Genomic DNA, 20,360 nt, shown 5'->3' on the forward strand with positions numbered 1-20,360 from the left:
GCTCACACCTTGGCGATCGGCGCGATCTTGACGAGCAGCTTCTTGGCCGCGCCCGAGTCGAACCGCACGTGCGCCACGCGCTTGGCGCCCTCGCCCGTGATCGCGTCGACCCTGCCCTCGCCGAAGTCCTCGTGACGGATGCGGTCGCCCGCGACCAGCTCCATGTCGCCGTTGTCGCGCACCTTCGCCGGGATGCGATTGGGGAATCGCGACGGGTCGACGGGCTCGCGTCGGCCGAGCGGAACGAGGTCGTCGCCGTAGCGCTTGCCGCCGGAGCCGCCGCCCCAGCCCGAGCCGCCGCCGGGACGGCGGGCGTTGAGCGCGCGCGACTGCGTGCCGCCGCGGGAGTTGACGTCGCCCGGCGACTGACGCCAGTCGATGAGCTCGGCGGGGATCTCCTGCAGGAAGCGGCTGGGCATCGCGACGGTGACCTCGCCGAACTGGGCGCGGGTCATCGCGAGGGTGAAGTAGAGGCGCTGGCGCGCGCGGGTGACGCCGACGTAGAAGAGGCGCCGCTCCTCCTGCGGACCGCCCGGTTCGCCGGCCGAGATGCGATGAGGGATGAGGTCCTCTTCGACGCCCGTCACGAACACCGCGTCGTACTCGAGCCCCTTCGCGGTGTGCAGCGTCATGAGCGACACCGATCCGGAGGCGTCGTCGAGATCGTCGGCGTCGGCCACCAGGGCGACCTCGGTGAGGAAGTCGATGACCGTGCCGTCGGGGTTGTTGCGGGCGAACTCGCGGGTCACGGCGATGAGCTCGTCGAGGTTCTCCAGCCGCGCCTCGTCCTGCGGGTCCTTGCTCGCCCGCAGCGCGTCCATGTAGCCGCTCTTCTGCAGCAGGAGCGTGAGACCTTCGGCGACCGCGGTCGGCGGCGCCAGCTCACCGGAGGTGGGCATCATGATCTCGGAGGCCTCGGCGATCACCGCGTCGAGGTGCGCGATCGCCGCCTGGATCTTCGGTCCGACGCCGAGCACGGACGCGTTGGCGAGCGCGTCGCGGAAGGTGATGCCCTCGTCGGCGGCGTAGCGGGCGATCGCCGTCTCGGTGACGTCTCCGATGCCGCGGCGCGGCTTGTTCAGGATGCGGCGCACCGCCGTCTCGTCGGCGGGGTTGACGACCGCCGTGAGATAGGCCATCGCGTCCTTGATCTCGGCGCGCTCGTAGAACTTGGTGCCGCCCATGATCTTGTAGGGCAGCGCCGCGCGGATGAAGATCTCCTCCAGCGCCCGCGACTGGGAGTTGGTGCGGTAGAACACGGCGATGGACGAGTAGTCGACGCCCGCCTTGTGCAGCGTCTCGATCTCGTCGGCGACGAACTGCGCCTCGTCGTGCTGCGAGTACCCGGTGAACCCGACGATCTTCTCGCCGGCCCCGACATCCGTCCACAGCTTCTTGTCCTTGCGGTCGAAGTTGTGGCTGATGACGGCGTTCGCGGCCGACAGGATGTTCTGCGTCGAGCGGTAGTTCTGCTCGAGCAGCACGACCTTGGCGCCCGGGTAGTCGCGTTCGAACTCGGTGATGTTGCGGATGTCGGCGCCGCGGAACGCGTAGATCGACTGATCGGAGTCGCCGACGACGGTGAGGGATGCTGCGCTGTCGGCAGCGGGCTCGGGTTCGAAGATCATCATCCCGCCGCCGGACTCGAACGGCGCGGCGTCGGCGCCGACCGGGCGCGTGAGCTCGTGGATGAGCGCGTACTGCGCGTGGTTGGTGTCCTGGTACTCGTCGACGAGGATGTGCCGGAACCGCTTGCGGTAGACGTCGGCGACCTGCGGGAACGCGCGGAAGAGGTAGACGGTCTGGGCGATCAGGTCGTCGAAGTCGAACGCGTTGGCCCGCTGCAGCGAGCGCTGGTAGTCGGCGAAGATCTCGACGAACACGCGCTCGACCGGGTCGTCCATGTTGGCCGACCGCGCGTACGACTCGGCGTCGGCGAGCTCGTTCTTGAGCTTGGAGATCTTGCCCTGCGTGGCCGCGGGGGTCAGGCCGAAGGCATCCCCCTCGTGCTCCTTCACCAGTCGCTTCACCAGCGCGCGGGAGTCGCCCGAGTCGTAGATGGTGAACGAGCGGGTAAAGCCGAACTGCTCGGCCTCGCGCCGCAGGATGCGCACGCACGCGGAGTGGAACGTCGAGATCCACATGCCCTGCGCGCGGTCGCCGATGAGGTTCTGGACGCGTTCGCGCATCTCACCGGCGGCCTTGTTGGTGAAGGTGATCGCGAGGATCTGGCTGGGCCACGCGTCCTTCGTGCGCAGCAGGCTCGCGATGCGGCGCGTGAGCACGCTCGTCTTGCCCGATCCGGCGCCCGCGACGATGAGCAGCGCCTGACCGCGGTAGACGACCGCGTCGCGCTGCGGCTCGTTCAGTCCCTCGAGCAGGTCGGCGTCGGGACGGATGCCGGGGCTCTGGGGGCCGCGATCGCCGCCCACGATGAGGGGCACAGGAGCGTCGGTCATATCGCCCTCCAGTCTAGGCGCGACCCCCGACAGCCCGCCCGGCCTCTCCCGCCGCACGTCCTTCGCCGAGGGGACGCCGATCGTCGTGCGGACGCGGCCGGATGCCGCGAACCGGGTCCCCCGGCGATCGACGCCGGGCGATGGGGTCGGGCAGGATGGAGGCAGCGCACGACGGACGGGGGCCCGCATGACGCAGGGGGAGATCGACGACGACCTCACCGAGCTCGACGACATGATCCGCAGCACCGACGGGCACGTGCCCGTGGACGATCCTCGGCGGCGGACGCGACGTCGATGGGCGGGCGGCATCACCGCCTTCGTGCTGGTCGCGATCCTCGCGACGGGCCGCGGCTACGTCGCGTGGGCGCTCAACGCGCCGCTGCGCTCCCCGCTCGCGACGGTCCGGCCGCCGACGGCGACCGCCGGGCCGCCGGTCGCGATCGCGGTGCCCCTCCAGGGCGCCTCGGCCCTCAGCATCCAGGGTTCCGACGCCTACTTCAGCCCCGACATCGCGGCGACCTGGGCGAACGGCGGCAACGAGCCCCGGTCGATCGCGAGCATCACGAAGCTCGTCACGGCGCTCGTCGTGCTCGACGCCCACCCGCTCGCCGCCGGCGAGGCGGGGCCGACGCTCACGTTCGGCAAGGCCGACCACGACCTCTACGACCGGTACTACGTGGAGGGCGCCACCATCGCCGCGATGCCCACCGGCACCACGATGTCGCAGCGCGACGCGCTCGCGATCATGCTCGTCCCCTCCGCCAGCAACTACGCCGAGGCGGTCGCGCGGTGGGCGTTCGGGTCGATCGGCGGCTACGCCGACGCCGCACGCCGCTGGCTCGACGCGAACGGACTCGCTGGCACGACGATCGTCGAGCCCACCGGGGTGAGCTCCCGCAACGCGAGCACGCCGGCGGATCTGCTCGCGATCGCGCGCCTCGCCGCCGCGCACCCGGTCGTCGCCGCGATCGCCGGCACGTCCACCGTGCAGGGCGCCGAGGGCGAGCCGCTCTATAACACCAACGCGCTCCTCGGCACGAGCGGGATCACCGGCCTCAAGACCGGCAACCTCGGCGAGGGCTCCTTCGCGATGCTCTACACCGCCACTCTGCCCTCGGGTGCCGGCGATCGCATCGACGTCACCGGCGTGATCCTCGGCGGCGCCACGCGCGACAGCGTGAACACGACCGTCGTGCGGCTGCTCGACAGCATCCGCGCCGGCTTCCACACAGTGCCGGTCGCCGTCCGCGGCACACCGGTGGGAACCTTCACGACGGCGTGGGGCGCGACCGCCGACCTCGTGATCGGAGCCGACGTCGAACTGTTCACCTGGTCGGACACGCCGATAGCCGTGACGATGGACACCCGTCCACCCCAGGATTACACCGACGGCGAGCAGGTCGGGACGGTCACCTACACCGCGGGCCCGCACTCCGTGAGCGTGCCGCTCGTGGTGCAGGGCACCATCGCGCCGCCGACGGAATGGTGGCGCCTGACGCATCCCGGCGAGCTCGGCTGACGAGCTCGTCGCGGAGCCCCGGCCCTTCGACAGGCTCGGCGGCGGCGGGGTCGCGCTCAGGCGATGCGGGTGCCGGGCGGGAGCCGCCGCGCGGGCGTGCGGGTGCGCGCCCATGCGCGCCAGATCAACAGGGCCGCGAGCACGAGCTGCAGCGCGAGCCCGACGAACCAGCTCGGCGCCGTGCCGGCGATCCGCTCCTCGGACGTGGGATACGTGTAGTCCCCCGTCGCCCGGGCGCACCCGTCGAACTCGGTCAGGGTCTGCGGGGCGATCTGCATCCCGCGGATGAAGACCTTCAGATTGCCGAACAGGTCCACCGGATTCCCGTCGCGGAACTCCGTGGGTGTGGCATCGGCGAGGATCAGGAACGGGTTCGGGGCCAGCATCCACCACACCAGGTCGGGGCGAGGCTGCACCGAGCGATACGTCGACCACCCGCCGCAGGTGTACTCGGGCTCGACGAGCCCGCCGCCGCCCGGGTTCGGACCGAGGCACTCCGGCAGCGGCTCGGTCTGGCCGGGCGCCGCAGTCATGCACTGCGGGGGCACAGTGGGCAGCGACTGCGGCTGCACCGGGATCAGGTCGCGCGTGCGCTGCTCGACCTCGGTGCGCACCGCCGCCGTCGACAGCCCGAAGGCGATGAGCGTGCCGAGCACGAGGCCCGCGACCACGAGGTAGGTCACCGCCACCGAGAACAGCGGGCGGGCCAGGATGCCGCTGAACCCGACGCCGATCGCCGCGACCACCAGGATCTCCACCACGAGCACCGCGAGGGACACCAGCAGCACCCCCGCCGACACTCCCCCGGCGACCATGGCGAGGAGGAGGAAGGGCACGGACACCGCGAGGAACGCCAGTCCCGTCACCCAGGCCGCCAGCAGCTTGCCCGCGATGATCTCGCCGGTCGTGGCGAGGGTGACCTGTACGGGGGCGAGGGTCGAGGCATCCCGGTCGCCGTTGATCGCGTTGCCGCTGAGAGTGGGCGAGACGAGCACGACGAGCAGCAGCACGAAGTACACCACGATCGAGTAGACCGCGCTCCCGCTGCCGCCGTTGCGGTCGGCGCCGGGCGTCACGGCCACGAACGACAGCGCCGTGACGACGAGAAGCAGCACCGCGAACACGCCCAGCAGCACGTACCACGCGACGCTGCGCACCCGCTGCGTCAGCTCGAGGCGGGTGATCGTGGCGATCCGCGACGCGTTCATCGGATTCCCCCGTCGCTCAGATCGAGGAACGTGTGCTCGAGGTCCCCCGTGGCCGGGGCGAACTCGGCGATCCGCAGGCCCGCTCCGACGAGTGCCGTCAATCCCGCCGCGGCGTCGTCGTCGGACGAGAAGCCGACCAGCACGACCTGACGCTCGACGGTCATCTGCGCGGCTTCCCGCCCCAGCGCGCTCGCGACGAGGGGGACGGATGCCTCCGGTCCCGCTCCCACCAGCCGCACCCGCCAGGCGCGCCCCCGCGTCGCGGCGGCGGCGATGCGCTCGGCCGGCACCGTCGCGCCGTCGAGGAGGAACACGGCGTCGTCGGCGACCTCGTCGAGGTCGGACAGCACGTGGCTGGAGACGAGCACCGCGCGGCCCTGCTCGGCGAAGCGGCGCAGCAGCACGCGGAGCCCGGTGCGCGCGCCGGGATCGAGTCCGGAGGCGGGTTCGTCGAGCAGGAGCACCGCCGGGTCGTGCACGAGCGCACGGGCGAGTCCGAGCCGCTGCTTCTGCCCGCGGGACAGCACCCGTGCGGGGGCGCCGGCGAGGTTGGCGAGGTCGACCAGGTGCAGCAGCTCCTCTGCCCGGCGACGCGCGGCCGCAGCGTCGAGGTCGTAGAGGCGCCCGGTGACGACGAGTGTCTCGCGAGCCGTGAGCGCACCCCACGCCCCGAGCGCGTCGGGCATCCAGCCGATCAGCCGCCGCGCGGCCTGCGGCTCGGCGACGGGGTCGATGCCCCCGATGCGGATGTCGCCCGCGTCGGGTGCCAGGAGCGACGCGAGCATGAGCAGCAGCGTCGTCTTGCCCGACCCGTTCGGTCCGACGAGGCCCGTCACCCGCCCCGCCGCGACCGACAGTGTCGCGTCCCGGACGGCCGGCACCTCCCCGAAGGAGCGACGGACTCCGGTCACCTCGATCGCTGGGGTCACCTTCCCCACCCTATGCGGGGGCTATGCCGATCCCGGTGAACATCCGGTGCCTGTCGGGCGCCGGGCGGACGCGGGACCGCTACGCCTTCACCCGGCGTCGCCAGGGCACGGCGAGCGCGACGCCCACGACCGCGAGCACGAGGCCGAACGCGGCGGCGTACCAGGGCGTGGCAGCGGGGATGTCGAGGTACACCGTGATCCCGAGGATGCGGGCCAGACCCCACGGCAGCAGGCCGAGCTGGTCGTTCCAGGCGGTGAGGGCCGTCTCGAGCCCGATCGTCCCCACGACCGCGGCCGGGATCGCGAGTCCGGCGCCGATGCCGGCCAGCACCGTGCCCGTCGCCCGGCGCGCCCCGATCTGCGCCGACAGCGCCCAGGCCGCGGCCACGAACACCCACACGAACAGCGCGAAGGCGACCGCGATGTACACGGTGCGGCGTGCCGGATCGGTCCAGAACGCGTACCAGTACCCGCCCGGACCCGTGAACGACAGCGCAACGAGGGTCACGGCGCACCGCAGCACCACGACCCCTCCGACCGCGGCGATGACGGGCCACGGCGAGCGCCTCCCGACCAGCACGCGCACCACGACGACGAACACCGTCCACGCCCCCAGCACCACCGCGAGCTGCGCGGGCGCGAGGAACGAGGTCTGCACGGCGCGCGTGGCCACCAGCAGCGCACCGGGCACGATCAGCAGCAGCCAGCGGTCGAGGCTCAGCATGCCGAGCGTCGACTCACGCGCGCGCCAGGGCCGCGTGGCGGCGAGCCAGGCCGCTCGCGCGGCGGCCGCGCCGGGCCGGCGCACGAGGCTGGTCTGGGCGGCGAGCATGCCGATCACGAGCCACGCCAGCGCCAGCACGAGCAGTCCGCGGGCCAGCCACGACATCGCGAGGTCGCGGTCGGCCCGCTCCACGCCGAGGTCGGCGGCGGTGAGGTTCCACGCCGGCAGATCGACGTTCCCCTCGTACCGGGCGACGTGCGCGGCGGACAGTCGCACGAACTCGTCGCGTGCGCTCTGCCACGCGCCGTAGGCGTCGGCCGACTCGGTGACGTGCCACTCGCCCTGCTGCAGCACCATCGTCCGGTAGGCGGAGAGCATCCCCAGCACATCGGCCTCGTAGTCGAGGGTGCTCGTGAAGGCGTCACGGAGCGCGGGATCGCGCCAGGTCGAGGCATCCGTCGCCGTCACCAGGTCGCGCATGCGCCCGGCGACCGCGACCGCCCGCTCGCCGCCCGCGATCGCCGCGTCCAGGTGGTCCCGCGAGATCGCCGAGATCACGTCGAGGGCGGCCGAGTCTCCGGTGAGGATGTCCCACTCGAAGATCCACATCATCGGCGGAGGCTCGAGGCCGATCGCCTGCACCCGCCGCTGGGCGTAGGGCTCGATGTAGAGCCCCTGTTCGACGGCCGTGCGGGAGAGCCGCATCGCCTCGGCGATCGCGGTCAGGGTGGCGGGGTCGTCCGAGAACCACTGCCGCGCCCAGTCGACGGTGACCTGCGCGACGTCGGCGTCGGGATCGCGGGCGAGGGATGCCGCGAGCTGCGTGTTCAGTTCGTACAGCTGCCAGAACCCGGCCTTCAGATACAGCGTCATCGGCCCGGCACGCCAGGGCCCGCCGTCCTGCGTCCAGGTCCAGACGCCCTCGATGCGCGGATTCGCGGCGAGCAGCTGCTGCAGCGCGGACTGGTACTGCGCGCCGAGGTCGTTGGGGAACGATCCGAACGCCTCGAACTCGCGACGCGATTGGAACTCGACGATGCGCCGCTGCGCGCCCTGGGCGAGGGTGTCGTTGAGCGGGAGCCAGCTGTAGAAGTCGCCGAGGGTGTACTTGGTCGACACGATCAGCGCGGGCGAGTCGATCCCGTCGAGCACCTCGTGGTACGAGGCGGCGTTCGTGTGCATGTCGCCGACGGCGCCCACGCCGACGCTCCAGCTGCGGAAGATCACTTCGCGACCGGATGCCTCGGCCTGCCCGGTGAGCGTCGTCAGCATGGTCCGCACGGCGTCGACGCTCGTGACGGCGAGCTGCGAGAAGTAGTCCCACCCGGGCACGTCGTAGACCGCGCCGGCCTCGCCGATGCGGATCAGCACGCCGCTCAGCGCGGGCTCGGCGGCGTAGAGTTCGTCGAGACCGGCGGCGTACACGTCCCACAGGGCCGGGTTCGCGGTGTCGAGCGGGCCGAACCGGCGCTCGAGGTACTGCTGCAAGGGGGTGGTGAGGGTGAGCATGTCGGTGCGCAGGAACACCTTCACGCCGAGCTCGGCGGCGCGGTTCCAGAACGGGCCGAACGCGGTGCGGAGGGCCTGCGCCTTGGCGACGTGGTCGTCGCCGGCGGGGTACACCCCGCCGTCGGCGGCCCCCGCGAACGTCGCGTACTCGACGAAACCCGGCCAGGCGAGGGCGTTGTAGCCGTTCGCGATCGAGTGGCGCAGGAAGAGGTCGAAGTCGGCGTACGCGGTCTGCAGCGCCGCCGCGTCGATGTAGGGCGGATCGGCGGTGAGCACATCGGCGAACGCCTTCGACGCGTGCGAGTAGTCGGTGCCCGCGACCCACTGCGCGGGATCGGCGGTGACGCCCACCGCGCCGAGGTCGACCATCCGCAGGGGCAGCCGCGAGGCGACCTGCTCGCCGAGGTGGGCGGAGACGCTGCGTCCGGCGCGGATCGCCGCGGCGAGGTCGTACACGCCGCGCACCGCTCCGGCCTCGCCGTCGGCCTCCACGCGCAGAGCCTGGGCGGTGCCGGTCAGGCGGTACGTCTCGTCATCGGCGGGTCCGCTTCCGACGACGACGGTGAGGGATGCCTCGCCGGCCGTGCCCGTCGCGGAGGCGGCCGTGGCCGCCGCATCCGTCAGCTCCTCGGTCGCGGCAGCGAACCGCGGCCCGTCCGGGATCACCAGGGAGGTGAACGTCGGCGGCGGCACCGCCGGCGCGATGAGGGGCACCGCGGCGGCGCGCTCGGTGATGCGCTGCGCGGGCTGGGTGCGGATGCCGAGGGCGTCGCCGACGACCAGGCCCACCCCGGCACCGAGGGCGAGGACCACCAGCCCCGCGACGGCGGCGAGGATGCCCCGCCGTGTCTCCGTCGTCATGCGACAACGTTAGTCGAGCGCCCGCCGCCGCCCGTCCGGGCCCGGTCGCCGAGCCTCCGGAACCGGCCCGGCGGGACTCAGCCGCGGAGAGTCCCCCGGACCACGCCCGCGCCGGCGAGCGCCTCGGCGGCGAGCTTGCGCTTGAGCTCGATCGACTGCCCGATCTCGGCGGCCAGCAGCGGACGCGCCTTCACGAGCGCGTCGACCGTCTCCAGCGGCAGCACGAGCACCGTGAGCACGTCGGCGGCGATCGCCTCGGTGAGGGTCTTCTCACGGGTCAGCGCGGTCTGGCCGACGTAGTCGCCCGGCTCGGCGGTCGCGAACTCGACCCGTCCGCCGGCGGCCTCGACCGCGAGGCGCACGTGCCCGTCGACGATGAACCGCACCTCGTGCGGGAGGATGCCCTGGGCCTGCACGATCTCGCCGAGTCCGTAGCGCTCCAGCTTCCCGGTGGCCAGCACGAGCTCGCGCTCCTCGTCGCCGAGGTGCAGGGTCGGTCCGACCACCTCGAGCGCCTTCTCGAGCCGCCCCGGCTCGGCGATCGGGTCGGTCGCGTCGCCGTCGAGCGCGAGCCCGCGGCGGCGCGCGGCGTACCAGAGCCACGCGAGGTAGAGGCTCAGCGCGCGCTGCCCCATCGCCGGCCCGGCGATCGGCAGCGACACCGAGTACGCGCCCGCGCCGCTGTACTCGGCGCTGGCCCGCTCCCCCTCGAAGCGCATCGGCAGCGAGTCGGCCACCTCGACCAGCAGCTGCACCACCTCGTGCGGCGGGTCGTCGGTGGTGAACTTCACGGTCGTCGTGACGTGGAACGGGCCGAGCGGCTGGCTGCGATTGGTGAACGACGCGCCGGACAGCGTGGAGTTCGGGACGATCTGGATGCCCGACCCGGTGTCGATGTGACAGGCGCGCCAGTTCACCTCGACTACTCGGCCGGACACGCCCCCGACCTCGAGGTAGTCGCCGATCTTGAACGGCTGCTCGAACAGCAGGAGCAGGCCCGAGATGACGCCGCCGACGGCGTTCTGCAGGGCGAGGCCGATGACGATCGAGGTCACGCCGAGCGTGGCGATCAGCCCGCCGATGTCGGCGCCCCACACCCATTGGAAGAGGAACGCCAGTCCGATCACGACGAGGAGCAGCCGCACGATCTCGACGAAGATCGAGGGGATCCGCTCCCGCCACGACCCGTCCCGGGCGTTGGCGAAGAGGGCGACGTTGAACGCCGACAGGATCAGCAGGATGACCAGGAAGCCGAGCACGGTCGCCACCACGCGCGGCCAGGGGTTCTCGATGTCGGTCTGGAACGCGAACGCGAGGAGGGCGAACAGCGCGCCGACCGGCAGCACCCAGTTGCGCAGCAGGCGGACGGGTCCGGCGGCCGGGTTCCCGCGGCGGCTGAGGAAGCCCAGCAGCTCGGTGAGCACGACGAGCAGCACAGGAACCGCGACCGCGATGCCGATCGCCCACCACAGCCAGCCGGAGTCGAAGAGGTTCATGGTCTACTCCACCCGCCACACCGACTGCGCACGACCCTGGAGCTCGACGGTGCCCACCTCGGTGAACACGACCGAGTCCTGCATCCGATCGCGCACCGCCTGCGAGACGTAGATGCCCCGGCTCGCCGGTGACGCTGCGCACCCGGTAGGCGAGGCTCACCGCGTCGCCCCACAGGTCGTACGCGAGACTCGTGCGCGCCACGAGGCCGCTCGTCACCGTGCCGGTGTCGACGCCCGCCCGCAGATCGATGGCGGTGCCGTTCTGCGCGTTGAAGCGCTGCACCACCGCCCTCATCTCCCGTGCGAAGTCCACCGCGCGGCGCACGTTGTCGACGCGCGGCACGATGAGCCCGGATGAGGCGAGGTATCCGCCTCTCAGAGTGCGCACCTTCTCGACACCCGACTTCGTGGCCGCCTCGTCGAACCCGCGCATCAGCACGTTGAGCTGGCCGATCTCGGCGTCGCCGCTGAGGGTCTGGCTGTACTCGTCGAAGCCGATCAGCTCGGCGAAGACGACCGAGACGTTGTCGTGCTCCTCGGAGATCGTCTCCTCGCCCTTCTTGTAGCGCGCGGCCATCGACTCGGGCATGAGGGTGAGCAGCAGCTTCTGGTTCTCCTCCTGCTGCGCCTCGATCAGCTCCTGCTTCACGCGCAGGCTCGAGGCCATGTCGTTGAACGCGTTGCCCAGATCGCCGAACTCGTCGCGCGAGGCGTGCGGCACCTGCACGGCCAGGTCTCCGCCCGCGACGCGGCGCACGGCATCCACCAGCCTGCGGATCGGTCGCGTGAACACCTGCGCGAGCAGGAGCGAGGCGATGCTCACCGCGAGCAGGATCGCCAGCGTCGACAGCACGAGGTTGCGGGTGAAGTCGGTGACCGGAGCGAACGCCTCGGCGGTGTCGATGCGCGCCACGGCGACCCAGTTGAGCCCCGCGATGTTCACCGGCGAGTACGCGGTGATGTTCTCGCCGCCGATGTACGACTGCGAGATCGATGTGCCCGTGCGACCCATCAGGGCCTCGTTCACCGACGAGGTGTTGACCGGCTGCACGAGGATCGTGCCGTTGACCTGCACGGCACGGTCGGCGATCTCGGGCGGAGTCCCGGCCGACACGACGTCGTCGCGGTACTTCTGCGGGTTCTCGATCAGCTCCCGCGAGGCGCTGCGCATGAGGTGATCGGCGCCGGCGAGGTAGACCTCTCCGGTGGCGCCCAGACCCTGGTCCTGCCACAGCTGGTTGCCGGTCATCGTGTTGTTGATCGTGTCCAGCGGGATCTGCGAGGCCATCACCCCGGTGATTCCGTTGGCGTTGCCGACCGGCGAGACCACCCACAGGGTCGGCACGTTCAGCGACGGGATCCACCGTTCGAAGTCGGTCGTCTCGAGCGCATCCACCGTGTTGGTCGCGACGACCTTGCGGAAGGCATCCGCCAGCATCGAATCCCGGTACGGGCCGGTCTTCAGGTTCGTGCCCAGGTCGACGCCCTTGTAGGCCGAGTAGACCACGTCGCCGTCGAGGTTCATCATCAGCACGTCCTCGTACCCGACCTGGTGCACGAGACGCGACAGGTAGTCGCCGTAGCGGTCGGTGATCGCGGAGAACTGCGTGCCGTCGCCCCCGTTGTTGATGTCGAGCTTCTTGTCGAAGTCGTTGCTCTGGATCGTGTAGTGGTACTGCACCCACTTGCCGGCGTTCGAGGCCGGGATGAAGGCGCTGTCGCCGTACGCCTGCCCCGACTTCTCCTCGAGCTGCGGGATGAAGGTGTCCTTGTAGTACGCCTGCAGCTGGGCGTCCTGCTCGGGCGTGAGCTGCTGCGTCTGGAGCTGGTCCCATGCGGCGTTCAGCTCACGCGACAGCGTCTGCGCGCTGAGGTTGCGCGAATCGAGGGTGACGCCGCGCTGCGCCCCGGCCATCACGTCCTCGATCTGCTGCACGCGCAGCTCGCGGATGGTGGTCAACTGGGCGACCGCCGCGTTGCGCAGCGACTCGCGTCCGCTGATGAAGCCGATCACACCCACGATGACCGACGAGATGAGGCTCACCGCCAGCAGCATGATGAGCAGCTTGGACTGGATGCTGAGCCCGCCGCGTCTCCGCTTCGGCTTGACCGCGGCGGTCGCGCCCTCCTTCTCGCGCAGGCGCTCGCTCTCGGTCACCGCACCGTGCGTATTCGGATCGGTCACGTGGTCCCCCCACATCGTCGACTCGAGCGTCACTCTAGCCACAGCCGACACATAGCGCACTTGAATTTCCGGCATCGATTCGGATGCGATGGGCGCGGCCGCGGCATCCGTCCCCTCAGTACGCTCATGTCATGACCGCCGATGTCGCCGAGACCCTCGCCCGCGTCGAGTCCGAGGAGCGCCAACTCGTGCTGCGACGATTCGACACGACGGATGCCTGGGCCCTCGGATCCCGCATCCGCGATGCCGCCGCCGCGGCTCGGCTGCCGATCGTCATCGGCATCTCGCTCGGCGAGGCGCGCGTGTTCCACGCCGCGCTGCCCGGATCGAGCGCCGACAACGACGGCTGGCTCGACCGCAAGTCACGCGTCGCCCGCCGCTACGGACGCTCGTCGTACGGCGTGGGGCTGTCTTTCCGCCTCGTCGGCGAGGACTTCGACACCCACGGACGGCTCGACCCCCTGCTTCACGCCGCGCACGGGGGCGTCTTCCCGATCACGATCGACGGGGTAGGGGTCGTGGGGACGGTGGGCGTCTCGGGACTGCCGCAGGCGGACGATCACGCGCTCGTGGTCGAGCACCTGCGAGCGTATGCGGCCGAGCGCGGCATCCTGGGAACGACTTCCGGAGACGCATGACGAAACGCGGGTTCACGTTCCCTCGCGAAGTGGATGCCTCAGGGGTACCGTCGTCTCATCGCGGCGATCCGGGCGGTCCCGGGCTCCGGTTCATACCCGGAAGCGTTGCGGGTTCGACTCCCGCCGTCGCGTCCACTCCTGAATGGCTGCGATCCCTTGTCTCGACTGGGGACCCCGCCGGCAGCTCGTGACCGGTGGCCACGCTGTGGCCACTATTTGGCCACAACCGCCGCTTCACGAGCTCGATCGAGCGCGTCTGAGACGGTGTCAACGTCGTCATCGAACAGGTCAGCGTAGACATCCAGCGTCATCGCCGCGGAGGCGTGACCGAGCATCCGCTGCACCGCCTTGACGTTCGCCCCCGACGCGATCGCCAGCGAGGCGGCCGTGTGCCGCAGGTCGTGGATCGTCATCCGCTCGAGGCCGGCGTCATCGAGCGCACGCACGAACCACGACCGTGAGCCGCCCGACGTCCGCGGCCGCTGCAGGTGCTCGAGCCCGCCGCCGAACACCAGCGCATCCCGAGGCTTGCCCTCGCACAGCTTCGCCAGCGGCAGCACCAGGAACCGGGGGAACCCGACGGACCGCAGCTCGTGCGTCTTCGGCGACCCCACATGCACCTGGGCGCCGACGCGCACCGCGTTCTCGTTGATCGCCAGCCGCCGGCGGAGCGTGTCGACGTCGCGTACCCGCAGCGCCGTGAGCTCACCCCACCGCAGGCCCGTGTACGCGGCCACCATGACCACTGTGCTGCGCTCGTCGCCGGCGGCCGCAGCGAGCCGCTCGACCTCAGCGTGCGTCAGGTACTGGTGCGCCTTCCGCCGCTTCCGCGGGAGGTCCACCCCTCGGGCCGGGTTGTGAGGGATTCGGCGATCACGGACAGCCACCTCGAGCACCGACAGCAGCACACCGTGAGCCCGCAACACCACCGTCGCGCTCTTCGGCCGCTCTCCCAGCTTCTCAGCCCGCGGGCCCTCGCGCCGGTTCGTCTTCGCAATGCCAGCCGAGACCTGCCGCACCCACTCGCGAACCGCGCTGTGCTGCACGCCCGACACCTGCACACTCCCCCACCGCGGCTCCACGTACACCCGCCAGGCGTCATCCAAGGCACGGAAGCTCGACGGCTTCAACGTCGCCTCCTTCACCGCCAGCCACTCGCGCCCGAGATCCCCGATCGTCGCTCGAGCGCTCGCCGGATCGATGAAATCACCGCGCGCGATCGACACGTCGACGGATGCCAGGTACAGCTCGGCCTCGCGCTTCGTGCGGAAGCCGCGCTTCGAGGTCTGCTTACGATCCGGGGTCCGATAACGCACCCGATATCGACGGCCCTCGCCCGTGTCGTACGGCTCAACTGTGCCCATCGGCACCGTGCTCCTCGATCTTCGCTGCGATCTGCTCAACGAGTAGCCGGCTGATGTGACCGCGCTCCTGTGCGCTGCTGTCGTCGTCCGCGCGAGATCGCGCCTCGTCGTCGAGATGCCAACCCCAGAGCATGTGAGACCAGAGCGCGACTTGACGAGGGCGCACGCCGAGCCGCTTTGCAGCACGCGTCTCGGCAAGCGTCGGCTGCAGAGCGTCCTCCGTGTCCGGGGTCTCCGAAGTCATCGCGACGAGCAAGCCCAGGTCCACCGAATCGCCAGCCAACACCGCAGATAGCCGTCGAGGCGATACGAGCCACTGTTCGGTGACTCGCAGCATCTTCACGTCGGTGGGCACGAGCTCCGCCAGCGAGAGCGGCCGCGCAAGGAGATGTCGCAGCGCCTGCAACACGACGAGCAGCGTGGCGAGGGTCACACGCATGTGCCCCTTCTCGAACTCGACCACGCGGGCCGTGCTCCACCGCAGACCGTGGTCTCTCGCAGAGCGAGCGAACTGATCCAACGTCGCTCCGGCCTCTTCGCGCAGCTCTCGCGCTCGCCGGCCGAGGGCGAACTCCAGCGACTCAACCTCGCGGGTCATGCGGTCGAGTGTACAGCCATACGACTACTTGACATATCTCCACCGCGCTACACATACTCTTCGAGTAGTCGTAATTTCGTCTATCTGAGAAGAGGACTGATGGAGAAGATGCTCACCCCCGAAGAGGTCGCCGACCTTCTCGGCTTGTCCGTCGTCTACCTGGCCCAGCTGCGCTGGCAGGGCGGCGGCCCCAAGTACTCGAAGCTCGGCCGCGCAGTGCGGTACCTGCCAAGCGACGTGCAGGCCTGGATCGAAGCCAACCAGCACGAACGCACCGACCGCCCGGTCGTCGCGAACGCATGAACAGGAACGAGAAGGCCGCCGGGGTTGAGCCGGCGGCCGAGATCAAAAATCCCTACCGAAAGGAACCGATCGTGAACACTGTAACCCCCACCACCCCCGCAGCAATCGAGAAGGCGCGTCCCCAGTGGGCCACCAGCCCCGGAGAGGACCGTTTGGGCGAAGACGGCCCCTCGATCTTCTGGTCGGGGGAGATCATCGAAGACAAGCACTTCAAGGCCTACATCTTCCGCGAGGACCCGGTCAGCGAAGACGGCCGGATCGCGCCCGGGAAACCCGAGTTGTCAGTTTGGATCGACCGCAACGACGAGCTCACCTTCGCGCTCCCGACACACGCCGCAGAAGCGTCCCGCAAGCTGGCCTCGGCGGCCCAACAGTTCGCCGTGCTGATCGGGTCCAGCGCGCCCGTCGCCACCGAGCAGCCGGCGTCATCGATGTTCCGCTTCGAACAGGTGCCCGAGTACCTCAAGGACCTCGACCCCACCATGCCCTGGCCCGAGTATGGCGAACTCGCGAGCGAACGAGCGAACGCCTACGACTGCGGAGTGCCGGGCTGCATCAGAACCAGTCACACGTGGGGTGAGCCGCCGACGGAATGGATCCACGAACTCGAGGTGATCCGGGCAGGGAAGCTCGAGCTCGACGTCTGGATCGGGGAAGAGCGCACGACCATCGCAAGCGTGTACCTCAAGGTCGATGAGAGTCTCAAGACGGAGGACGAGCTGCTCGCGCTCGCCGCAGAGCTCAAGTCCTACGCGACGATCATCGAGAAGCGTGCGACCTCAGCGCTCGAGATGCACCGCACCGCGGTCGAGCGCGCTCGCCGGAGCTGATCGTTGGGAATGCGCCTGGTCAAGGCCGCGCTCAGCTTCGCCGCTGAGCGCGGCCTGGGCCACGCCGAGACCCGGCTGCTGATCTTCATGAGCATGAAGGCCGTCGACAGCGACGCCGAGCCGCGCTATTGGGCGGGCCGTGACGTCAGCGCCGTCGCGCTCGGAGCGGTCCCCGAACGCATCCGCGACGAGTGGAACGCGAATCCGAGCCGCAAACGAGACCTCGACCTCACCGAAGCGGCAGAACTGGCCCGCGCACGCGTCCAGACCGCCGTACGCCGCCTCATAGAGGCCGGAGCGATCGAGAGAGCCAGCGGAGGGTATCGCGGGTCCACGACCGTCTACAGGCTCATTCACGAAGGGAAGGGTTTCATCCACCCCTTTTTCTCAGTAGGGGTGGATGAAACGACACCCATTCCAGATTCACCGGCAAACCCTGCCGGTGAGAATCCGAAAGGGGTGGATCTCAACCACGAAAGGGGTGGATCTCAACCACGAAAGGGGTGGATGGAAACCACCCCCGAAGAGGATGAAGATCAAGAAGAGGGAAAGAGCCCCCCATACCCCCCACGGCAGATCGATCTGCCCTCCCGGGCAGATGAGCAACCGCCAGAATCCGGCGATCGCATCACCGATGACTGGCTGCAGTCACCGATCGTCGTCCAACCCGCACCGTGGTACGCGGACCTTCCGGAACCGACCACCAGCGCCGAAGCCGCCCGCTGCGAACGCCACCCGCGAGGAACGACTGAACCCTGCGGCAGCTGCATGACGAACCGGCGGACATGGGATGCCGCGCACCGCACGAACTCCCGAGCGCGGCGCCCAGCGCGGGAGCTCGTCGTGAGAAACGGCCGAGAGGTGTGCGCCAACAACGCCGACCACCTCGTCCTGAAAGACGGCACCTGCAAGTTCTGCATGATCCGAGCCATCGACCTCGCAGCCCTCCTGATGGGAGCACCCGCATGACCGAAACCACCACGCCCACGTTCCGCTGCATCGAAGGCCGCCACAAGGTCCTCGCCGGCGACGGCATCTGCGTCCTCTGCGGCCGCCGCGGGGTCACCGACGCCCGAGCGCTCTCCCCGACGATCGACACCCCATCGCCGCCCGCCCCGCCGCCGCTCGTCGACCCGGACCCCGAAGCCACCAGAATCCGCGCGCTCGCAGACGAACTCACCCACGACCACGGAGCCCGCATTCACCTCGCCGCCACCCTCGCCAGCGAACGCGACGGAGGCACACGCCTCGTCCGCGAGCTCCTCCGCCGGCTCGACAAGCGCAAGTGACCGGCTTCGGCTATGAGCTCACCGGCAACGACACATTCGACGACACCGCCTGGTACGTCGACGCCAGCTGCGCGGAGACCGACCCAGAGCTGTGGTTCCCCGAGCAGAGCATCGGCGCCGCCACCGCACGCAGCATCTGCCGCGGATGCGCCGTGATCGAGGAATGCCTCGACTTCGCCCTCCGACACGACATCGACCACGGCGTCTGGGGCGGCCTCACCGCTCGCGAACGCCGGAAGCTCCACCGAACCAGAGAGACAAAATGACCCGCCCGATCTACAACCCTGCCGAGCTCGAGTCGTTTGCCACGAACGCCGAAGCACTCGGCATCCCACTCGCCGAGGCGATCGCCCAGTTCGAACGGATCTGGGGCGACCACACGGCGATCCTGATCGCCATGCCCGGATCCCGACCCGTCACCCTGGACCCACTCCCCGTCAACAGCCGGCTCATGATGCTCATGCTGCTCCAGATTCTCGACGAGCTACTCCCGCTGCATCCCGAGATCCTCCAACCGATCACCGATCGCGCACACCTTGCCGGCCAGTTCTTCGCCCAGGTCGCGCGTCCAAACGACGATGTCGGGGACGTGTGCAACACTGTCAGCGTTCACGGGTCGCAGCCACAAGAAGCTAGCGACAGGCAGATGACCGAAGAAACGCGAACGAACCGTCACGGGTCCCACACCGGCAGAGATCGGGAGGGACAGGGCACATGAACCCGGAAAAACGCGGCGTCCTAACCGACGTGCGCCATTCCGGTGCCATCACTCCCAAGGAAACACTCCCGTGACATTCGCCCAGATCATCGCCCGACTCGAAACCGAGCGCGCAGCGCTCGCCGCCAGGGGCGCTGCCCTCTCCACCGAGGGCAGGAGCCTCATCGCCCTCACGGAAGGTTCTGGCGCTCGAGCCTGGACCTCCGCCGAAACCGCCCGCGCCAACGAGATCGTCGAAGAGCGAGCCAAGGTCAAGACCAACCTCAGTCAGATCGACGCCCAGCTCGCCGAGGTTCGCGCCGAGCAGGTGGACGACGACCGCCTCACGCAGCTCGCCGGGCAGAGCCACCCCACCGGCGCCACGCCCCCCACGGCCCGCGGCGACGAAGTCATCCACCAGGACGCAGCCCACCCCGGCGACTGGATCAACGCGGACACGGGCGAACGCGCCGCAGTCCGCTCCGACGAGTCCCTGCGATCGCACCCCGCGTTCGAGCGGATGCAACGACACGGCGACGAAGCAGTCATCGGTCACTACGGCAGCCTCGGCCAGATGCTCCGCGCCCTCACCACCACAGGCGCATCGGCGATCGTCCCCACCCTCTGGGCCGGCGAGTTCATCGACAGGGTCCGGAACAAGGCGCAGGTCATCCAGGCCGGCGCCAGCGTGATCCCCATGGCTGCCAAGACCATCAACATCGGACGCCTCACCGGCGACCCGACCGTCGCCTTCCGCGCCGAAGCCGGCACGATCACATCGAGCGACCCCACGTTCGACAACGTCACGCTCACCGCCAAGAGCCTCGACGGCTTCGTCAAGGTCTCCCGCGAATGGATGCAGGACTCCGAGAACGGCGACGATATCGTCGTCAACGCGCTCGCCGACGCCCTCGCCCTCCAGATCGACCTCACCGCGCTCTACGGCGGCGTCACCTCCGGCGCCGGCTCGATCAACCTGCCCACCCCACCCAACCCGCGCGGCGTTCTCGCCACCCTGCAGGCTGTGCTCACCGGCAACGTGCTCGGCGGCGCCACCAACGGCACCGCGCTCACCTCGAGCAAGGTCTACGACGAGATCATCGACACGATCTTCAAGGTCCGCGCCGCCAACGAGGACCCCAACGCGATCCTCTGGTCCTCGAAGCTCGCCCAGCAGTTCGCCAAGGCCTACGACACCACCGGTCAGCCGATCCGCATGCCGCAAGCGGTAGAGGAGCTGCAGCGCTACGTCACCAACCAGATCCCGTCGTACACCCAGGGCACCATGGCCAACGTCGCCACCGACGCGTTCGTCGGCGACTGGGACAAGCTCCTCATCGGCGAACGCCTTCAGCTCGAGATCGAGATCAACACGCAGCTGTACGCGGAGACCGGCCAGGTCGGGATCTTCATCCACTGGCGAGGCGACTTCGCCGTCGCACGCCCGGCAGCGTTCGCCGTCTACCGCTCCCTCGGCGGTGCAGCGTGACCCCGCGCAGGCGCACCGACGAGGAGATCGAAGCGGAGGAGTACGAGGAGGCGATCCGCGCAACCGCCCAAGCGGAGCAAGACGCGCTCACCGGCCAGACGGCACCACCCCGCGGACCCGTCATCGCGCAGACCTACATCAACGCGGTCCACCCCGACACCGGCGTCGACGTCGTCTTCATCCCCGGCGAAGCCATCCCGACCTGGGCCGTCCCTGCCGCCCTCGAAGCCGCACGAGCCGCGCTCGCCGGCTAGCCACCGAA

At 69.9% G+C, this 20,360-nt stretch carries 17 protein-coding genes, 1 tRNA gene and 1 pseudogene; 11 read left to right on the forward strand and 8 right to left on the reverse strand.

Going from position 1 to position 20,360, the window contains the following annotated elements:
* Positions 1 to 2 precede the first annotated feature (2 nt).
* Positions 3 to 2,459 (reverse strand): ATP-dependent helicase, encoded by a 2,457-nt coding sequence (locus ACSJDX_RS00675; protein WP_438353686.1) that lies wholly within the window; start codon positions 2,457 to 2,459, stop codon positions 3 to 5.
* Positions 2,460 to 2,646: 187 nt separating this feature from the next.
* On the opposite strand from ACSJDX_RS00675, the gene ACSJDX_RS00680 reads away from it, so the two are divergent.
* The gene (locus ACSJDX_RS00680; RefSeq protein WP_438353687.1) at positions 2,647 to 3,978 is read left to right on the forward strand and encodes a D-alanyl-D-alanine carboxypeptidase family protein; all 1,332 of its coding nucleotides are present in this window, start codon (positions 2,647 to 2,649) and stop codon (positions 3,976 to 3,978) included.
* Between the two features lie 56 nt (positions 3,979 to 4,034).
* On the opposite strand, the gene ACSJDX_RS00685 is transcribed toward ACSJDX_RS00680, so the two are convergent.
* From ACSJDX_RS00685 to ACSJDX_RS00705, 5 genes and pseudogenes are all read right to left on the reverse strand, one after another.
* Positions 4,035 to 5,186 carry an ABC transporter permease gene (locus tag ACSJDX_RS00685; RefSeq protein WP_438353688.1) on the reverse strand — a complete coding sequence of 384 codons (1,152 nt, stop codon included), beginning with the start codon at positions 5,184 to 5,186 and terminating at the stop codon, positions 4,035 to 4,037.
* Complete coding sequence (locus ACSJDX_RS00690) at positions 5,183 to 6,115, reverse strand: ABC transporter ATP-binding protein (RefSeq protein WP_438353689.1); 933 nt, start codon at positions 6,113 to 6,115, stop codon at positions 5,183 to 5,185. The genes ACSJDX_RS00685 and ACSJDX_RS00690 overlap by 4 nt, the downstream gene beginning before the upstream one ends.
* A 79-nt stretch (positions 6,116 to 6,194) precedes the next feature.
* Positions 6,195 to 9,209, reverse strand: coding sequence for a hypothetical protein (locus ACSJDX_RS00695; protein ID WP_438353690.1), 3,015 nt, complete (start codon positions 9,207 to 9,209; stop codon positions 6,195 to 6,197).
* Between the two features lie 77 nt (positions 9,210 to 9,286).
* A complete protein-coding gene (locus ACSJDX_RS00700) occupies positions 9,287 to 10,705 on the reverse strand; it encodes a mechanosensitive ion channel domain-containing protein (RefSeq protein WP_438353691.1) in 1,419 nt (472 codons plus the stop codon).
* Between the two features lie 172 nt (positions 10,706 to 10,877).
* Positions 10,878 to 12,965: pseudogene (locus ACSJDX_RS00705) on the reverse strand (adenylate/guanylate cyclase domain-containing protein); the annotation flags it as partial.
* Positions 12,966 to 13,021: 56 nt separating this feature from the next.
* Here ACSJDX_RS00705 and ACSJDX_RS00710 point away from each other — a divergent pair.
* On the forward strand, positions 13,022 to 13,528 hold the full coding sequence (locus tag ACSJDX_RS00710) for a heme-degrading domain-containing protein (RefSeq protein ID WP_438353692.1): 507 nt from the start codon (positions 13,022 to 13,024) through the stop codon (positions 13,526 to 13,528).
* A 59-nt stretch (positions 13,529 to 13,587) separates the two neighbouring features.
* Positions 13,588 to 13,663, forward strand: a tRNA-Met gene (locus ACSJDX_RS00715).
* A gap of 77 nt (positions 13,664 to 13,740) precedes the next feature.
* Here ACSJDX_RS00715 and ACSJDX_RS00720 read toward each other — a convergent pair.
* Both ACSJDX_RS00720 and ACSJDX_RS00725 read right to left on the reverse strand, forming a co-directional pair.
* On the reverse strand, positions 13,741 to 14,892 hold the full coding sequence (locus ACSJDX_RS00720; RefSeq protein WP_438353693.1) for a tyrosine-type recombinase/integrase: 1,152 nt from the start codon (positions 14,890 to 14,892) through the stop codon (positions 13,741 to 13,743).
* Positions 14,879 to 15,490: a helix-turn-helix domain-containing protein gene (locus ACSJDX_RS00725; RefSeq protein WP_438353694.1), complete on the reverse strand. Its 612-nt coding sequence runs from the start codon at positions 15,488 to 15,490 to the stop codon at positions 14,879 to 14,881. Before ACSJDX_RS00725 ends, ACSJDX_RS00720 begins: the two co-directional genes overlap by 14 nt.
* A 99-nt stretch (positions 15,491 to 15,589) precedes the next feature.
* Between ACSJDX_RS00725 and ACSJDX_RS00730 the strand changes: the two genes are divergently transcribed.
* The 8 genes from ACSJDX_RS00730 (at position 15,590) to ACSJDX_RS00765 (ending at position 20,352) form a co-directional block, all read left to right on the forward strand.
* Positions 15,590 to 15,793, forward strand: coding sequence for a helix-turn-helix transcriptional regulator (locus tag ACSJDX_RS00730; protein WP_438353695.1), 204 nt, complete (start codon positions 15,590 to 15,592; stop codon positions 15,791 to 15,793).
* Between the two features lie 71 nt (positions 15,794 to 15,864).
* Entirely contained in the window at positions 15,865 to 16,623 is a 759-nt protein-coding gene (locus tag ACSJDX_RS00735) for a hypothetical protein (protein ID WP_438353696.1), read from the forward strand.
* Positions 16,624 to 16,632: 9 nt separating this feature from the next.
* Positions 16,633 to 17,592, forward strand: coding sequence for a hypothetical protein (locus tag ACSJDX_RS00740; RefSeq protein ID WP_438353697.1), 960 nt, complete (start codon positions 16,633 to 16,635; stop codon positions 17,590 to 17,592).
* Complete coding sequence (locus tag ACSJDX_RS00745; protein WP_438353698.1) at positions 17,589 to 17,912, forward strand: hypothetical protein; 324 nt, start codon at positions 17,589 to 17,591, stop codon at positions 17,910 to 17,912. The genes ACSJDX_RS00740 and ACSJDX_RS00745 overlap by 4 nt, the downstream gene beginning before the upstream one ends.
* On the forward strand, positions 17,909 to 18,178 hold the full coding sequence (locus tag ACSJDX_RS00750) for a WhiB family transcriptional regulator (protein ID WP_438353699.1): 270 nt from the start codon (positions 17,909 to 17,911) through the stop codon (positions 18,176 to 18,178). The genes ACSJDX_RS00745 and ACSJDX_RS00750 overlap by 4 nt, the downstream gene beginning before the upstream one ends.
* On the forward strand, positions 18,175 to 18,630 hold the full coding sequence (locus ACSJDX_RS00755; protein WP_438353700.1) for a hypothetical protein: 456 nt from the start codon (positions 18,175 to 18,177) through the stop codon (positions 18,628 to 18,630). Before ACSJDX_RS00750 ends, ACSJDX_RS00755 begins: the two co-directional genes overlap by 4 nt.
* Before the next feature lie 70 nt (positions 18,631 to 18,700).
* A complete protein-coding gene (locus tag ACSJDX_RS00760) occupies positions 18,701 to 20,098 on the forward strand; it encodes a phage major capsid protein (protein WP_438353701.1) in 1,398 nt (465 codons plus the stop codon).
* The gene (locus ACSJDX_RS00765; protein ID WP_438353702.1) at positions 20,095 to 20,352 is read left to right on the forward strand and encodes a hypothetical protein; all 258 of its coding nucleotides are present in this window, start codon (positions 20,095 to 20,097) and stop codon (positions 20,350 to 20,352) included. Before ACSJDX_RS00760 ends, ACSJDX_RS00765 begins: the two co-directional genes overlap by 4 nt.
* The last annotated feature ends 8 nt before the right edge of the window (positions 20,353 to 20,360 follow it).

The sequence above is a fragment of the Microbacterium fluminis genome, assembly GCF_051549805.1.
Lineage (GTDB): Bacteria > Actinomycetota > Actinomycetes > Actinomycetales > Microbacteriaceae > Microbacterium.

Coding starts and splice junctions, on each gene's coding strand:
- ACSJDX_RS00680 (WP_438353687.1), top strand. CDS start 2,647: ATGACGCAGGGGGAGATCGACGACGACCTCACCGAGCTCGACGACATG.
- ACSJDX_RS00675 (WP_438353686.1), bottom strand. CDS start 2,459: ATGACCGACGCTCCTGTGCCCCTCATCGTGGGCGGCGATCGCGGCCCC.
- ACSJDX_RS00745 (WP_438353698.1), top strand. CDS start 17,589: ATGACCGAAACCACCACGCCCACGTTCCGCTGCATCGAAGGCCGCCAC.
- ACSJDX_RS00710 (WP_438353692.1), top strand. CDS start 13,022: ATGACCGCCGATGTCGCCGAGACCCTCGCCCGCGTCGAGTCCGAGGAG.
- ACSJDX_RS00700 (WP_438353691.1), bottom strand. CDS start 10,705: ATGAACCTCTTCGACTCCGGCTGGCTGTGGTGGGCGATCGGCATCGCG.
- ACSJDX_RS00740 (WP_438353697.1), top strand. CDS start 16,633: ATGCGCCTGGTCAAGGCCGCGCTCAGCTTCGCCGCTGAGCGCGGCCTG.
- ACSJDX_RS00730 (WP_438353695.1), top strand. CDS start 15,590: ATGGAGAAGATGCTCACCCCCGAAGAGGTCGCCGACCTTCTCGGCTTG.
- ACSJDX_RS00725 (WP_438353694.1), bottom strand. CDS start 15,490: ATGACCCGCGAGGTTGAGTCGCTGGAGTTCGCCCTCGGCCGGCGAGCG.
- ACSJDX_RS00720 (WP_438353693.1), bottom strand. CDS start 14,892: ATGGGCACAGTTGAGCCGTACGACACGGGCGAGGGCCGTCGATATCGG.
- ACSJDX_RS00755 (WP_438353700.1), top strand. CDS start 18,175: ATGACCCGCCCGATCTACAACCCTGCCGAGCTCGAGTCGTTTGCCACG.
- ACSJDX_RS00685 (WP_438353688.1), bottom strand. CDS start 5,186: ATGAACGCGTCGCGGATCGCCACGATCACCCGCCTCGAGCTGACGCAG.
- ACSJDX_RS00695 (WP_438353690.1), bottom strand. CDS start 9,209: ATGACGACGGAGACACGGCGGGGCATCCTCGCCGCCGTCGCGGGGCTG.